Below are 15,152 nucleotides of genomic sequence, written 5' to 3' on the forward strand. Positions count from 1 at the left end.
GTGCGGACTGCCCGGGAGATGTGAAACGCTGACGACGTGGCCAGTAGCCCTTCTTCGTCCCCGGCCGAGGCCTATGCGGCCTCCGCGCGCCGCGGGAAGTACCCCCAGCTGACGCGCTTCGCCGCCGAGGCGTCCTTCGAGTTCGACCAGTTCCAGATCCGCGGGTGCGAGGCCCTGGAAGACGGCCACGGCGTGCTGGTCTGCGCGCCCACCGGGGCGGGCAAGACCGTGGTCGGCGAGTTCGCCGTGCACCTGGCGCTCGCCGAGGGCCGCAAGTGCTTCTACACGACGCCGATCAAGGCCTTGTCGAACCAGAAGTACGCCGACCTCGTGGCCCGCTACGGCGCCGACGCCGTCGGGCTGCTGACCGGGGACACCTCGATCAACGGCAACGCGCAGGTGGTCGTGATGACCACCGAGGTGCTGCGCAACATGCTCTACGCGGGGTCGTCCACGATCATCGACCTCGGGTACGTCGTGATGGACGAGGTCCACTACCTCGCCGACCGGTTCCGGGGCGCGGTGTGGGAAGAGGTGATCCTGCACCTGCCCGAGCACGTCCGCGTGGTGGGGCTGTCGGCGACGGTCAGCAACGCCGAGGAGTTCGGCGAGTGGCTGGTGGAGGTCCGGGGCGACACGACGGTCGTCGTGGACGAGCACCGGCCGGTGCCGCTCTGGCAGCACATGCTGGTGGGGAACCGGCTGCTGGACCTGTTCGCCGGGGACGACGTGCACGCGCCGGATGCCGAGCTGCGGATCAACCCGACCCTGCTGCGCCGGACGGAGGAGATCGGCCGCCAGTACGCGCCGGCGGGGTTCCGCGGGCCGCGGGGCCGGCGGGGTGCGCCGCCGCGGATGCCGCGGTTCCGGCCGCCGTCGCGGGTCGACGTCGTCGAGCAGCTGGACCGGGCCGGGTTGCTGCCGGCGATCGTGTTCATCTTCTCCCGCGCCGGTTGTGACGCCGCGGTGGCGCAGTGCGTCCGGTCGGGGCTGCGGCTGAACGGGCCGGGTGAGGTCGACGAGATCCGCCGGGTCATCGAGGAGCGCACGGCGGATCTGCCCGAAGGTGACCTGGGCGTGCTGGGTTACTGGGAGTGGCGGGAGGCGCTGGAGCGCGGGATCGCCGGGCACCACGCCGGGTTGCTGCCGGCGTTCAAGGAGACCGTCGAGGAGCTGTTCGTCCGCGGGCTGGTGAAGGTCGTCTTCGCCACGGAGACCCTGGCGCTGGGGATCAACATGCCCGCCCGGACGGTCGTGCTCGAGCGGCTGGTGAAGTACAACGGCGAGGCGCACGTCGATCTGACGCCGGGGGAGTACACCCAGCTCACCGGCCGGGCCGGGCGGCGGGGCATCGACGTGGAGGGGCACGCCGTCGTCGCGTGGCAGCCGGGGGTGGATCCGAAGCAGGTGGCCGGGCTGGCCTCGACGCGGACCTATCCGCTGCGGTCGTCGTTCCGGCCGGGGTACAACATGGCGGTCAACCTGGTGGCGCAGGTCGGGGCGGCCGAGGCGCGCGAGCTGCTGGAGCAGTCGTTCGCGCAGTTCCAGGCCGACCGGTCGGTGGTGGGCACCGCGCGCCGGATCGAGCGGAACAAGGAAGCGCTGAAGGGCTACACGGCCGCGGTGACCGGCGACTTCGACGAGGTCCTGGAGTACGTCGAGCTGCGGGCGAAGATTTCGGCGCGGGAGAAGGCGTTGTCGCGGCAGAACACGGCCGTGCGGCGGGCCGGGACCGCGGAGTCGCTGGAGAAGCTGCGCAAGGGTGACGTCATCGCCGTGCCGGCCGGGCGGCGGGCGGGGCTGGCGGTGGTGGTCGATCCGGGGCTGGACCCGATCCGGGAGCCACGTCCGGTGGTGGTGACCGAGGACCGGTGGTCGGGGCCGTTGTCGGTGGCGGACTTCCCGGCGCCGGTGGAGGTGCTGGGCCGGATCAAGCTGCCCAAGCACATCGAGCTGCGGTCGCCGCGGACGCGCCGGGACATCGCTTCGGCGCTGCGCAGCGCCGGAATTTCGCTGCCGGGCCGGCAGAAGCGGCGGTCGGGGGCGAACGAGGACGGCGAGCTGGCCGTGTTGCAGCGAGCGCTGCGGGCGCATCCGTGCCACGGGCTGGCCGAGCGCGAGGCGAACCTGCGCTGGGTCGAGCGGTATCAACGGCTGGCCGCGGAAACGCAGCAGCTGGAGCGGAAGGTCGCGGCGACGACGCACTCGCTGGCGCGGGCGTTCGACCGGATCCTGGCTTTGCTGGGTGAGCGCGGCTATCTGGCAGCGGCGCGGAGCACCTCCGTTGAGGGTGGTGGCGGGGGCATGGCTGGACTGGGGCCGGAATCGGCGGGTGACGGCGAGGATCGCGTCACCGAGCACGGCCGGCGGCTGACCCGGCTCTACAGCGAGTCGGACCTGCTGGCCGCGGAGTGCATCCGGCACGGCGTGTGGCGGAAGCTGAACCCGGCCGAACTGGCCGCGGTCGTGTCGACGCTCGTGTTCGAGGCGCGCCGGGACACCGCTGGTGAGCCGCGGCTGCCGGGTGGGGCGGTGCCGGAGGCGTGGCAGGAGACGGCGCGGCTGTGGGTGGAGCTGACCGAGGACGAGCGCCGGCACCGGCTCGACCGCACCCGGGAGCCCGACGCGGGGTTCGCGTGGCCGGTTTATCGGTGGGCCCGGGGTGAATCCCTGGAGAAGGTCCTCACCGCGGCCGAGGCCAACGGCCAGGAGCTGTCGGCCGGTGACTTCGTGCGCTGGTCGCGTCAGGTGATCGACCTGCTCGACCAGATCCGGGACGTGCTCGGCAAGGCGGACCCGGTGGGTGCGGCGGCGGCGGAGGCGGTGAAGGCCCTGCGCCGCGGAGTCGTGGCCGCGGGCGCGGCGTGAACTCGGTGTTAGCCCTGCTCGGTGGCCGCGCGGCGGTGAGCGTGGACACGTGTGCTCGGCTCCGACCTGTGGTTGGATCGCGTGCGACACCGTGTGTGCGGCTTGCCGGTGTTTCGGGGTGGACAGCGAGATGAGCGAAGCAGGCGGAGGCAGACGATGAGCACGCCGTATGGCGGCAACGACCCACAGCAGCCCCAGTACGGGCAGCAGCCGGGCGGCGCGTACCCGCCGAGCGGTTCGCAGGAGCAGCCGCAGTGGGGGCAGTCGCAGCAGCCTTCCTACGATCCGAACCAGCAGCAGCCATGGGGCCAGCCGCAGCAGCCCCAGCAACCGCAGCAGTGGGGGCAGCAGCCGGGCGGGTACACCCCGCCGCAGCAGCCGCAGTGGGGCCAGCAGCCGCCGCCCTACGGGCAGCAGCCCGGGGGCGGGTACCCGCAGAGCGGGCCGCAGGCCCAGCCGCAGTACGGCCAGCAGCCCGGCGGGGCGTACCCGCCGAGCGGGCCCCAGGCGCAGCCGCAGTACGGGCAGCAGCCGGGCGGCCAGTACGACTACGGCCAGCAGTTCCCCGGCGCCGCGGCCCCGGAGGGGGAGAAGCCGGCGAAGTCGAAGAAGGGCCTGCTGATCGGCGTGGTGGTGGCGATCGTGGCCGTCGCCGTGTTCCTGGTCCTGGGGTTCGTCGCGCCCGGGTTCCTGAAGACGCAGGTCTTCAACAACACCCAGATGCAGACCGACGTGCAGAAGCTGCTGACCGAGACGTACAAGATCGACGGCGTCACCGGCGTCACCTGTCCCGCCGAGCAGAAGGTGGAGGACGGGGCCAAGTTCTCGTGCACCGCCACGATCGCCGGGAAGCCGCAGCAGGTGCCGATCACGGTGAAGGGCACCGGCGGCAACTACGAGGTTTCCCCGCCCGTCGCCAAGTAGGAGCGACTCCGGGCGACTCCGAGGTCCGGCTGCCGGTGTTTCCGGTGGCCGGGCTTCGTCGTTTCCGGAGATGATCCGGGCATGAACGACTTCGAGATCCGGACGCTGGGCACGGGGGAGCACCGGGCGGCGAGCAACCTGTTCCGGGAGACCGTGCACAACCCGCCGTCCGACGACGCCGAATGGGTGTACGCGGCGCGGTACTACCAGCCCGGGGGTGCGCTCGGGGCGTTCGATCCGGAGCTCATCGGGACCGCCCGGTTCTTCGACGCGGAGCTGACGGTGCCGGGCGGGGCGCGGCTGCCGATGGCCGGGGTCACCTCCGTGGGGGTGCGCGCCGATCGCACTCGCCGCGGGGTGCTGCGGGCGCTGATGACGACGCAGCTGGCGGACTTCGCCGCCCGCGGGGTGGTGTTCGCGAACCTGCTCGCGTCCGAAGCCGGGATCTACAGCCGGTTCGGCTACGGCTTGGCCACCCGGTACCGCACCTACAGCGTCGACCGGCACCGGGCGCGGCTGCGGCCGGACGCCCCGGTGGGCGGGGAGCTGGAGCTGCTGGACCTCGACCGGGCGCTGGAAGCCTGCCCCGGTGTGTACGACGGTCTCGAGCGCCGGCCGGGGATGATGTCCCGGCCGGAGGTGCTGTGGCGGCTCTACGAGATGCAGCTGCGGCGGCACGCGTCGCCGGTGAAGGCGGTCGTGCACCACGGGCCCGGTGGGCCCGACGGGTTCGCGACCTACTCCGTCGGGGGCGCGCTCGCCCACCCGTGGACCAAGACCCTGGAGGTGGCGGACCTGTTCGCCGGTTCCGCGACCGCGTTCGCGGGGCTGTGGCGGTTCCTGCTCGGCGTCGACCTGGTCGACCGGGTCGTCGCGGATTCGCGGCCGCTGGACGATCCGATCGAGCTGCTGCTCGCCGACCACCGGAGCGGGAACGTCGACCGGATCGGCGACGAGCACTGGATCCGGCTCGTCGACGTCCCGGCCGCGTTGGCCGGCCGGGCCTACGGGCACGCCGCCCCCGTGGTCATCGAAGTGACCGATCCGCTGCTGCCCGGCAACAGCGGCACCTACCTCGTCGGCCCGGACGGTGCCGGGCGCACGGACCGCCCGGCCGGGCTCCGGTTGGACGTCACCACCCTGGCCATGGTCTATCTCGGTACCTGGCGGCCTTCGGCGCTGGCGGCGGCCGGCCGGATCGAGGTGCGTGACCCGGCCGCGCCCGAGGCGGCGGACCTGCTCTTCGGCACCCGCGTGGCGGCCTGGAGCGGCAGCCACTTCTGAGCGGCGCGGAAAACCGCGTGCCGGGCCGGATGCCCCGCGGCAAGATCGGGAGGATGACCGCCTTCGACGTCCGCCCGATCACCGAAGAAGAGCGCCGCGGCACCTTCGACCTGCTGCGCCGCGCGCTGCACCGCCGGCCCGTCACCGACGACGTCTGGGCCCGGGCCGGGGGTTCGTGGCCCGCCGCGCACAAGTTCGGCGCGTTCGACGGCCGCGCGCCGATCGGGATCGTGAGCTCCTACGACACCGAGATCGCCGTCCCGGGTGGGCGGACGCTGCCGGTCGCCGCGGTCGAGGGCGTCGGCGTCCGCGCCGACCGGACGCGCCGCGGCGTGCTCAGCGCGATGATGGCCGCCCAGCTGGCCGATTTCGCCGCGCGAGGGCTGCCGCTGGCGGTGCTGCACGCCAGCGAACCCACCATCTACGGGCGGTTCGGCTACGGCTCGGCGGCGCTCGGCAAGACGCTGCGGGTGACGCGGCCGGCGGCCCGGCTCCACGAGCGCGTGGCGGCCGGCGGCGACGTCCGGCTGCTCGCGCCCGAGGAGGCGGTGAAGGAGATTCCGGGGCTGTACCGGCGGATCGGGCTGCACCGGCCGGGCATGATCGGGCGGCCGGAGCTGTGGTGGCCGATCTCGCACGACCGGTACGTCGGCCCGGACGGCGGCAGGCTCGTCGCCGTCCACAGTGGACCGGACGGGGACGACGGCTTCGTCGTGTACGCCACGGCCGACCGCCGGTCGTTCGATTCACCCGATCACGGTGCCGCGCTCGAAGTCTTCGACCTGCACGGAGCGAGCCCGGCCGCCCGGGCCGGGCTGTGGCGGTTCCTGTTGTCGGTGGACCTGGTCTCGGAGGTGCACGCACGGCATCGGCCGGTCGACGAGCCGCTGGCCCTGATGCTGACCGACCACCGGCACGCGGCCACGGCCGCCGTCGAGGACGACCTGTGGCTGCGGCCGATCGACGTCACCGCCGCGCTCGCCGCCCGGACCTACCGCTCGGCCGGCCCGGTCGTGCTCGCGGTGACCGACCGGCTGCTGCCGGCCAACACCGGGCACTACGAGATCGGCCCGGACGGCGCCCGGCGCACCGACCTGGCCGCGGACCTGGCCCTCGACGTCGGCACGCTCGGCATGCTCTACCTCGGGCACTGGGCCGCGACGACGCTGGCGGACGCGGGCTGCATCGACGTCCGCGACGCGGCCGCGCTCGGGCGGGCCGACGAGCTGTTCACCACGACGGCCGCCCCGTGGTGCGGCACGCACTTCTAATTAGGCGCCGGGCAGGGCCTTGAGCAGCCGTTCGACCGAGTTGCCGAGGTTCCACCGTTCGGCCAGCTCGGCGACCCGTTCCGGGTCGGCCGGCGTCGCGGGCACGGTGTCGGGGCGCGACTGCTCCACCGGAGCGTCGACCGCCACCCGGACGACGGTCGGGGCGACGGCGAGGTAGTCCGCCGCGTCCTTCAGCCGCAGCCGCGTCTTGAGCGGAACCGCGGAATCCCCGGCGTCGGCCGCGGCCAGCAGGGCTTCGAGCGACCCGAACTGCGTGATCAGCTTCGCGGCGGTCTTCTCGCCGATGCCCGCGACGCCGGGCAGGCCGTCGGACGGGTCGCCGCGCATCACCGACATGTCCGCGTACGCCGGCCCGGCGCTCTCGCGGGGGAGGCTGTAGCGCTCGGCGATCTCGGCCGGCCCGAGGACTTCGGCCTTGGCCCAGCCCTTGCCGACGTAGATGACCGACGCGGGGGAGGGTTCGGTGCGCACGAGCTGGAAGAGGTCCCGGTCGCCGGTGATCACCTCGACCGGGTCGGTCTTTTCGCGGGTCGCCAGCGCGCCGATGACGTCGTCGGCTTCGTAGCCGGCGGCTTCGGCGGTGGCGAACCCGAACGCTTCGAGCAGCTCGAGGATGATCGGCACCTGCGGGGTGAGCGTGTCGGGCACCTCTTCGACGTCCGGGCCGCTGCCGGTCTCTTCGGCCACCCGGTGCGCCTTGTAGCTGGGCAGCAGGTCGGTGCGGAACTTCGGCCGCCAGTCGGCGTCGAGGCAGCAGACCAGCCGCGCGGGCCGCCGGTCGGTGAGGATCCGCGCGATCGTGTCGGCGAACCCGCGCACGGCGTTGACCTGCGTCCCGTCGGCGGCGCGCATCGAGTCGGGCAGGGCGAAGAAGGAGCGGAAGTACAGGCTCGCGGAGTCGAGCAGGGCAAGGGATCCGGTCACCCGCACAGCCTGCCATGCCCCGGCCCCGCGCGAGGGGCAAGCCACGCGACCCGGCACGGGGAGGAGGCGAGCGGTCGACACGACACGACACGTACGCGGCGGCGGTCCGGGCTCGCAACGAAGACCGCGGCTGACCGGTTCGGTCTTCCGGGGCCCGGAATTGTCGGTGGTGACCGGTAGCGTGGAAAACGGGGGGCGCCCCCGCGGGCCGGGGGTAGGGCGGCTCGCTTCCGTGGGCCAGGGCGGCTCAGGCCCGGGGGATTAGGGGCCGCTCGTTCCCGCAAGCCAGGGCGGCTCGGGTCCGGGGCTGGGGCGGCGGGTGCTGGGGCGGCCCACTCCCACTGGCCTGGTGCCACTCGCACCGGCCATCGGAGCGCAGCCGGCGGCGAGGCCGGGGAATTCGCACCGGCGTGCCACTCGCACTGGCCATCGGAGCGCAGCCGGCGGCGAGGCCGGGGAATTCGCACCGGCGTGCCACTCGCACTGGCCATCGGAGCGCAGCCGGCGGCTGCTGGGGCGGCCCCGCTCGCACCGGCGTGGTGCCACTCGCGCCGGCCATCGGAGCGCAGCCGGCGGCGGGTGTTGCGTCACCCGGCCCGGCATGTCGTGGGCCGGGCGCGTCCGCCGGCCGCGGCGCCCTACTAGGCTCGGCTTCATGTCGCGCCGATCCCTCCACACGCCCGCTCCCGACGCCGCCGCCCTGCGGGCGCGGCTGGACCGTGCCCGCGCTGCCGCGGCCGCCGCGGGCACCGATGCCCTGCTGATCGCGCCCGGCTCCGACCTGCGGTACCTGCTCGGGCAGGCCGGGGGCTCGTTCGAGCGGCTCACCACCCTCGTCGTCCCCGCCGACGGCACGCCCGCGCTGGTCGTGCCGAAGCTGGAGGCGCCCGGGTACGCCGACGTTCCCACCGATGACCTCGGCGTGGAGTTGCTGACCTGGGTCGACGGCGAGGACCCGTACAAGCTCGTCGCCGACCGGCTCGGCAAGCCCGGCCGGGTCGCCGTCAGCGACTTCACCCCGGCGCTGCACGTCCTCGCGCTGCGGGCCGCGCTCGGGGAGGCCGAGCAGACCCTGGCCGGTCCGGTCGTGCGGGAACTGCGGATGCGCAAGGACGCCGCCGAAATCGCCTCGCTGCGTGAGGCCGGCGCGGCGATCGACCGGGTGCACGCCCGCGTCCACGAGTGGCTGCGGCCGGGCCGCACCGAGGCCGAGGTCGGCGCCGACATCGCCGCGGCCATCGTCGAGGAGGGTCACGTCCGGGCGGACTTCGTGATCGTCGGCTCCGGCCCGAACGGCGCCAGCCCGCACCACGACGTCTCCGAGCGCGTCATCGAGCGGGGTGACGTCGTGGTCGTCGACATCGGCGGCCCGCTGCCGGCCGGCTACAACTCCGACTCCACCCGCACCTACGCCGTCGGCGAGCCGCGGGACGCCGACGTGGCCGGGACCTACGCCGTGCTGCAGCGGGCCCAGGCCGCCGCGGTCGCCGCGGTCAAGCCGGGCGTCACCGCCGAGGCCGTCGACGCCGCCGCGCGGGAGGTCATCGCCGAGGCGGGCTTCGGCGAGTACTTCATCCACCGCACCGGGCACGGCATCGGCCTGGACGTGCACGAGGAGCCGTACATCATCGCCGGGAACGCGCTGCCGCTGGAGCCGGGCATGGCCTTCAGCGTCGAGCCGGGCATCTACCAGCCGGGCCGGTGGGGCGCCCGGATCGAGGACATCGTCATCGTCACCGGAGACGGCGTCGAATCCGTCAACAACCAGCCGCACGAGCTCGTCGTGCTGGACGCATGACGACCGGCGGCCTGGAGCCGCTGGACCAGTCGATCGTCCAAGAGCTCGCGTCCGATGGCCGGCGTAGCTTCACCGACCTCGCCGAGCGGGTGGGGCTGTCGGTGTCGGCGGTGCACCAGCGGGTGCGCCGCCTCGAGCAGCGCGGGGTCATCCTGGGCTACACCGCCCGGCTCGACGGCGAGCAGATCGGCCTGCCGCTGACGGCGTTGATCTCGCTGACGCCGAACGACCCGGGCGCGCCGGACGACTACCCGCAGCGGATCCAGCACATCAAGGAGATCGAGTCGTGCTACTCGGTGGCCGGCGACGAGTCCTACATCCTGCTGGTGCGCGTCCAGTCGCCGCTGGCCCTGGAGGACCTGCTGCGCCGGATCCGGGAGGCCGCGAAGGTGTCGACCCGGACGACGGTGGTGCTCTCTACGCCGTTCGAGGGACGTTCGCCGACGTTCTGACACCGGCGCTCCGTCCCGCGGCCGGGGCGCTGGTACGGTAAAAGGTATGGCAACACGTAAGGTCACTCTTTCGCTGGACAGCGGCGCGCTGGAATTCGCCGAACGAGCCGCGAAAGCCCACGGAATCTCGGTCTCGTCCTGGCTGTCGAAGGCGGCCAGGCGCGAGGCGGTGCGCACGGGTTACACCCCGCAGAGGCCGGAACCGGCCGTCGCGGAATCGGACGAGGCCGAGCGCAGCGCGGCGGAAAAGGATCTGCGTGCGCAGGGGTGAAGTCTGGACGTACCACCCCCCGACCGATCCGGCCCGGCAGCGCACGGTGGTGCTGCTGTCCTCGGACGGGGTGAACGAGTCCGAGCGGCCCTGGCTGCTCGGCACCGAGCTCCTCGACCGCGACCCGATGGACATCCTCGGCGTGGCGGTCGACGCCCGCTACTGGGTCTCGACGCTCAACCTCACCCGGCTCTACCGCCCGTGGTTCGACGAGCGGATCGCCGAAATCGACCAGGACGTCCAGGAACGCATCGACATCGCGTTGCGGGCCGCCCTCGACCTCTGACCCGCGTACCGGGAAAGTCGGCCGTCCCGGTACGCGAACCGGCCCCCGGGGTCAGCGGGCCACGACCTCCGGGACCGCGTGGAGCTTGCCGTCCGCGCCGGCCAGGCAGGAGGCGTTGCCGTCCTTGGCCGCGATGAACTCCGTCAGGCAGTTGGCGATCGCGGTGTGGCCGGCGGCGTTGGGGTGGAACGACTCCTGCAGCGCGTGTCCGGCGCGCTCGGCCTGGGCGAGGTCGGCCAGCTGCAGCGTCAGCCGGGTGAACCACTCCGTCGCCGGGTTCGCGCCGCCGCTGCAGGCTTCGTGCTTGACGCCCGCCTTGGCCAGGTCCAGGAAGCGGGCCCCGGTCTGCCGGGCGGCCGCCTTCAGACCGGAGGACAGCACGCCGATGCCGGTCTGGGCGATCCAGCGCAGGTCTTCGGTGCGGAACGGGCAGCCGTCGAGGGTGCGCAGGTTCTCCGGCAGGTCCGGGCCGATCGGGGCCGCGTAGGACTGCAGGATCAGCTGGTAGTCCGCGGGGACGTAGCCGGCGGCGGCCAGCACCGCCTTCACGTCGGAAACCGCCTTCGCCACCTTCGGCACCATCGCGTCCACTTTGGACTGCCAGGTCTGCTTCAGCGCCGTGCTGCAGGGCGGGCCGCCGGCGTCGAACCAGGCCTTGAAGCAGTCGTTGACCTGGTTGGAGAACTTCGGCTCGTCGTTCGCGCCGACGGCGATCACCACCGCGGCCACCCGGTGGTCCTTCACGAGCGCGGCCAGCTGCTGCGCCTGCGAACCCTCGGTCCACTGCTTGACGTCGCCGAGCGCGACCTGCTCGGCGGGTGCGCCGGAGCAGCCGAGGTTGACGTGCGCGGTGATGCCGGGCGCGGCGATCTTCCCGGCGAAGGCGTTGGGGGAGCGGTGGCACCAGTTGCCGCCCTGGCCGTTGGTGGCGGCGGTGTACTGGCCGGCGCCTTCACCGGAGACGGTGCTGTCACCCATCGTGACTACGGTGAGCGGGCCGGTGCCCGGCGGGCCCTGCCGCGGCTGGGGCCGCCCGGGCTGGCTTTCGGTGCCGAAGAAGACGAAGAACCCGGCCAGCAAGGCCGCGCACGCGAGGACGAGGGCTCCCCAGTACCACCGAAGACGTCGCATCGCCGTCGATTCTACGGACCGGGTGATCGACTCCCGCTTCGGACACCGTGCGTCACGGCAGCCAGGTCCGCACCAGCCGGACGAGTGACCGCGCCAGGGTCACCGAGCTGATCTCCCGGTCCCGCCGCCAGTGCCGGACCTGCTCGGCGGAGAGGGCCGCGAGCAGGACGTCCGTGGCGATCTCGGCGCCGTCCGCGCCGCCGGCTTCGAGCAGGTGCCGGCAGTGCTGCCGCCACAGGGTGTGCGCGCCGGTCCGGAACCGGGCGCCGGTCGTGGCGGTCTCGGAGAGCAGGACCAGGTCCAGCTGCCGGTCCAGGAGTTCGAGGTAGGCCTCGATGAACGCGCCGAGGCGTTCGGCGGGTTCCGCGCCGGGGCCGAGTGGCGGTGGGCCGGTGAGGATCTGCGCCTGGAGCTCGCGTTCGCGCTGGTCGAGCAGGGCCATGGCGAGGCCGCCCTTGTCGCCGAAGCGGCGGTAGAGCGTGCCTTTGCCGACGCCGGCAGCACCCGCGACGTCGTCCATGGTGACCGCGTCGACGCCGCGTTCGGCGAAGAGTTTCTCGGCGGCTTCCAGGACGCGGATCCGGTTGCGGGCGGCGTCCGCCCGCTCGCGGACGGGCGCGCCGAGCACCGGCAGCTCGGGAGGCGTTGACGAAGCGGACTGCGGTCCGCTACGGTTCGGGGACATAAGCGGACTCTAGTCCGATTCTTCGCCCGGCGGAAGCCGGCACCCGCAAGGAGCCTCGTCATGCCCGATCTGCTGCACATTTCCGCCTCCCCACGAGCGGAAGACTCCCAGTCGCTGCGTCTGGCAGCTACTTTCCTGGACACCTACCGCAGCCTCTACCCGGGCGCCGACATCGACGAATGGGACCTCTGGGACGGCTCGCTGCCCGCGTTCGGCCCGGCCGCGGCCCGCGCCAAGATGACCGTCTTCGGCGGCGGCACCCCGCAGGGCGAGGAAGCCGAAGCGTGGGCGGCCGCGCAGGCGGCGTTCGCCCGGTTCGACGCCGCCGACCGGATCCTGTTCAGCGTGCCGATGTGGAACTCCGGCGTGCCGTACGTGCTCAAGCAGTTCGTCGACGTCGTGTCCCAGCCCGGCTGGATCTTCGGCGTCGACCCGGCCACCGGCTACCGGCACCTGCTCGAAGGCCGCGGCAAGCGCGCCGCGGTGATCTACACCAGCGCGGTGTGGGCCCCCGGGCTCGGCCCGGAGTTCGGCGCCGACTTCCAGGCACCGTTCTTCACCGGCTGGCTGAACTGGACCGGCATCGACGACGTGACCGAGATCCGGTTCCACCCCACCCTCACCGGCGACGCCGGGGAAGCCGCCCGCATCGCCGGCGAGGCCGCCCGCGACACCGCCAAGACCTTCTGAAGGAGCAACCGTGACCGAGACCATCGACCGCGACGCGGTCCGCGCCGGGCTCGCCGAGGGCAACCTCGTCCTCGTCGACGCGCTGCCCGAGTCCTACTACACGGCCCAGCACCTGCCGGGAGCGATCAACCTCGTCGTCGGCGACGTCGCGGCCGAGGCGCCCCGGCTGCTGCCGGACAAGGCCGCCGCGATCGTCACCTACTGCTCCAACCCCGCCTGCGCCAACAGCGGCCAGGTCGCCGCGCAGCTGGCCCGGCTGGGCTACACCGACGTCCGCAAGTACGCCGCGGGCATCGAGGACTGGGTGCGCGCCGGCCTGCCCACCGAAAGCGGTCAGCCCGCCTGAGTCAGGTCCGTGGCCGCCGCCAGCCCGGCCGCGACGTCGGCGATCGCCCGCACCGCCGGGTTGTCGTTGCCCGGCACCCACACCAGTTCCGTGCGGGCGACATCGCCGTCCAAGGGCACGAACGCCACGCCGGTGCGGCGCAGGCTGTGCGAGGAACGGGCCAGCCGGGTGACGCCGACCCCGGCCGCGACCAGCCCGAGCAAGCCCTGCACGGTGGCGGCCCGCTGCACCACCCGCGGGGTGAAACCGGCCGCGGCGAAGTCGTCGTCGTAGCCGCGGTGCCACGGCTCCCAGCTGCCGCGCGGGGTGAGCACCCACGGCTCGTCCGCCAGGTCGGCCAGTTTCAGCGAGGCACGCCCGGCCAGCGGGTGGCCGGTGGGCAGCACCGCGCACACCTCTTCGGTCAGCAGCGTCCGGGAGACCAGGTCGCCGACCAGCGGCGGCCGGGTGAACGCCAGGTCGAACCGGCCCTCGCGCAGTCCCTCGACGAGCTCGGCGATCGACGCCTCCGCCGTCGTCACCGCCAGCCCGGGAAGCCGCTCCCGCACCGCGCGGACCACCGGCGGCAGCAGGTAGTTCGCCGTCGTGGCGAGGAAGACGAGCCGGACGTCGCCGATCTCGCCGCGCACCGCCCGGCCGAGCGTCGCGACGGCTTCTTCGGCACGGGCCAGTACCGCGCGGGCCTCGGGCAGGAACAACCGGCCGACGGCGGTCAGCCGTGCCCCGCGCGCGTCGCGGTCGAACAGCCGCACGCCGAGGGTCCGCTCCAGCACGGTGATCTGCTGGGACAGCGACTGCTGCGCGAGGTGCAGGCCGGCGGCGGCGCGGGTGAAGCTGGTCGCCTCGGCGACGGCGACGAAGTAGCGGAGCTGCCGCAACTCGGGGGTCACAGGCTCCGACTGTAGCCGCGGCAGGACATCGGTGTTGGCGCCGCGGCCGTGATCATCCCCAGGATGGAAGGGAGGAAAGCACTGGGAGGAAACGAAGATGACGAACACCGACGGCCGCGTCTGGCTGATCACCGGCTGCTCCGCCGGCTTCGGCCGGGAGATCGCGCTGGCCGCACTCGCCGCGGGCGACCGCGTGCTGGCCACGGCCCGCCGCCCGGAAACCCTGGCGGACCTGCGGGAACGCGGGGGCGACCGGCTCCGGACCGCGGCCCTCGACGTCACCGACGCCGGGCAGATCGACACGGCGGTGCAGGCCGCGCTCGAGGCGTTCGGCCGGATCGACGTCGTGGTCAACAACGCCGGCAGTGGTTCGGTCGGCGCGGTCGAAGAACTCACCTTGGCCGAGCTGCGCGAGCTGATGGACGTGATGTTCTTCGGCGCGGTCGCGGTCACCAAGGCGGTGCTGCCGCACCTGCGTGCGCAGGGCAGCGGCACGGTCGTGCAGATCAGCTCGATGGGCGGGCAGCTGTCCCCGCCCGGCTACGGCGCCTACTGCGCGACGAAGTTCGCCCTCGAAGGCATCTCCGAGGCGCTGGCCGCGGAGGTGGCGCCGTTCGGGGTGCGGGTGCTGATCGTCGAGCCGGGCGCCTTCCGCACCGAGTTCGGCGGCGGCCGCATGCACCGCTCCCGCACGATCGACGCCTACGCGGTGTCGACCGGCGGAACGCGCGAAGCGGTCGACAACATGGACGGCACCCAGCCCGGCGACCCGGCCAAGGCGGCCGCGGCGATCGTCCGCGCGGTCGGCAGCGACGACGCGCCGCTGCGGCTCGCGCTGGGCGCGGACGCCGTCGAAGCGATCCGCGCCCACCACGAGGCCGTCGCGGCGGACCTGGCCGCCTGGGAGGAGGTCAGCCGGGCCACCGCGCTCGACTAACCCCGCGTGTCCTGCAGCAGGCCGAGGACGTTGCCGTCGGCGTCGGTGAAGGTCGCCACCAGGCGCCCGTTGCCGACGTCCTTCGGCTCGTCCTTGACCGTCCCGCCCGCCGCGGTCACCTCGGCGAGCTTCGCCTCGATGTCGCCGACGTGCCAGTAGGTCACCGGCCCGGTCATGCCCTGCTGCGCACCGTTCGGCACCAGCCCGATGTGCTGGCCTTCGGCGTCGTAGCCGACGTAGTAGGGCGCGTCGGCCTGCGGCTCGATGCCGAGCAACGCGGTGTACACGGCCTTGGCGGCGGCCAAGTCGGTGACGGGGTGCAGGACGGTCTTGATCCCCTGGGTGCTCATCTTCGGTGCTCCTGAAGTCGTGGT

Annotated in this window: 16 protein-coding genes; 11 read left to right on the forward strand and 5 right to left on the reverse strand. The window is 73.2% G+C overall.

Annotation, left to right across the window (positions count from 1 at the left end; translation table 11 throughout):
* Positions 1-36: 36 nt before the first annotated feature.
* The 4 genes from AB0F52_RS37995 to AB0F52_RS38010 all read left to right on the forward strand — a co-directional run bounded on the left by AB0F52_RS37995 (position 37) and on the right by AB0F52_RS38010 (position 6,347).
* A complete protein-coding gene (locus tag AB0F52_RS37995; RefSeq protein WP_360181482.1) occupies positions 37-2,868 on the forward strand; it encodes a DEAD/DEAH box helicase in 2,832 nt (943 codons plus the stop codon).
* Between the two features lie 156 nt (positions 2,869-3,024).
* Positions 3,025-3,792: a DUF4333 domain-containing protein gene (locus AB0F52_RS38000; RefSeq protein WP_360181485.1), complete on the forward strand. Its 768-nt coding sequence runs from the start codon at positions 3,025-3,027 to the stop codon at positions 3,790-3,792.
* Positions 3,793-3,873: 81 nt separating this feature from the next.
* Positions 3,874-5,076, forward strand: coding sequence for a GNAT family N-acetyltransferase (locus AB0F52_RS38005; RefSeq protein ID WP_360181488.1), 1,203 nt, complete (start codon positions 3,874-3,876; stop codon positions 5,074-5,076).
* A gap of 53 nt (positions 5,077-5,129) precedes the next feature.
* Positions 5,130-6,347 (forward strand): GNAT family N-acetyltransferase, encoded by a 1,218-nt coding sequence (locus AB0F52_RS38010; protein WP_360181491.1) that lies wholly within the window; start codon positions 5,130-5,132, stop codon positions 6,345-6,347.
* Here the strand turns inward: AB0F52_RS38010 and AB0F52_RS38015 are convergent, their stop codons facing one another.
* A complete protein-coding gene (locus tag AB0F52_RS38015) occupies positions 6,348-7,292 on the reverse strand; it encodes a 5'-3' exonuclease H3TH domain-containing protein (protein ID WP_360181494.1) in 945 nt (314 codons plus the stop codon).
* 655 nt (positions 7,293-7,947) lie between these two features.
* Here AB0F52_RS38015 and AB0F52_RS38020 point away from each other — a divergent pair.
* From AB0F52_RS38020 to AB0F52_RS38035, 4 genes are read left to right on the forward strand one after another with little or no spacing between them, the layout of a single operon-like run.
* Positions 7,948-9,090, forward strand: coding sequence for a Xaa-Pro peptidase family protein (locus AB0F52_RS38020; protein WP_360181497.1), 1,143 nt, complete (start codon positions 7,948-7,950; stop codon positions 9,088-9,090).
* Positions 9,087-9,542: an Lrp/AsnC family transcriptional regulator gene (locus tag AB0F52_RS38025; protein ID WP_103342705.1), complete on the forward strand. Its 456-nt coding sequence runs from the start codon at positions 9,087-9,089 to the stop codon at positions 9,540-9,542. Before AB0F52_RS38020 ends, AB0F52_RS38025 begins: the two co-directional genes overlap by 4 nt.
* A gap of 46 nt (positions 9,543-9,588) precedes the next feature.
* Positions 9,589-9,813 carry a hypothetical protein gene (locus tag AB0F52_RS38030; RefSeq protein ID WP_086852548.1) on the forward strand — a complete coding sequence of 75 codons (225 nt, stop codon included), beginning with the start codon at positions 9,589-9,591 and terminating at the stop codon, positions 9,811-9,813.
* Positions 9,800-10,099 (forward strand): hypothetical protein, encoded by a 300-nt coding sequence (locus tag AB0F52_RS38035; RefSeq protein ID WP_013226701.1) that lies wholly within the window; start codon positions 9,800-9,802, stop codon positions 10,097-10,099. Before AB0F52_RS38030 ends, AB0F52_RS38035 begins: the two co-directional genes overlap by 14 nt.
* Positions 10,100-10,150: 51 nt before the next feature.
* Here the strand turns inward: AB0F52_RS38035 and AB0F52_RS38040 are convergent, their stop codons facing one another.
* Positions 10,151-11,230, reverse strand: a complete 1,080-nt coding sequence (locus AB0F52_RS38040; RefSeq protein WP_360181502.1) for a GDSL-type esterase/lipase family protein — start codon at positions 11,228-11,230, stop codon at positions 10,151-10,153.
* A gap of 52 nt (positions 11,231-11,282) precedes the next feature.
* On the reverse strand, positions 11,283-11,915 hold the full coding sequence (locus AB0F52_RS38045) for a helix-turn-helix domain-containing protein (protein ID WP_360181505.1): 633 nt from the start codon (positions 11,913-11,915) through the stop codon (positions 11,283-11,285).
* 60 nt (positions 11,916-11,975) lie between these two features.
* On the opposite strand from AB0F52_RS38045, the gene AB0F52_RS38050 reads away from it, so the two are divergent.
* Both AB0F52_RS38050 and AB0F52_RS38055 read left to right on the forward strand, forming a co-directional pair.
* Positions 11,976-12,605 (forward strand): NAD(P)H-dependent oxidoreductase, encoded by a 630-nt coding sequence (locus AB0F52_RS38050; protein ID WP_360181508.1) that lies wholly within the window; start codon positions 11,976-11,978, stop codon positions 12,603-12,605.
* A gap of 10 nt (positions 12,606-12,615) precedes the next feature.
* Complete coding sequence (locus tag AB0F52_RS38055; RefSeq protein WP_360181511.1) at positions 12,616-12,951, forward strand: rhodanese-like domain-containing protein; 336 nt, start codon at positions 12,616-12,618, stop codon at positions 12,949-12,951.
* On the opposite strand, the gene AB0F52_RS38060 is transcribed toward AB0F52_RS38055, so the two are convergent.
* Entirely contained in the window at positions 12,939-13,841 is a 903-nt protein-coding gene (locus AB0F52_RS38060) for a LysR family transcriptional regulator (RefSeq protein ID WP_360181514.1), read from the reverse strand. The two genes, AB0F52_RS38055 and AB0F52_RS38060, sit on opposite strands and share 13 nt — an antisense overlap.
* A 97-nt stretch (positions 13,842-13,938) precedes the next feature.
* On the opposite strand from AB0F52_RS38060, the gene AB0F52_RS38065 reads away from it, so the two are divergent.
* Positions 13,939-14,778 carry an oxidoreductase gene (locus AB0F52_RS38065; RefSeq protein ID WP_360181517.1) on the forward strand — a complete coding sequence of 280 codons (840 nt, stop codon included), beginning with the start codon at positions 13,939-13,941 and terminating at the stop codon, positions 14,776-14,778.
* Here the strand turns inward: AB0F52_RS38065 and AB0F52_RS38070 are convergent.
* Entirely contained in the window at positions 14,775-15,128 is a 354-nt protein-coding gene (locus AB0F52_RS38070) for a VOC family protein (protein ID WP_360181520.1), read from the reverse strand. The genes AB0F52_RS38065 and AB0F52_RS38070 overlap by 4 nt on opposite strands.
* Positions 15,129-15,152 lie beyond the last annotated feature (24 nt).

The organism is Amycolatopsis sp. NPDC024027 (assembly GCF_040638975.1).
GTDB lineage: Bacteria > Actinomycetota > Actinomycetes > Mycobacteriales > Pseudonocardiaceae > Amycolatopsis.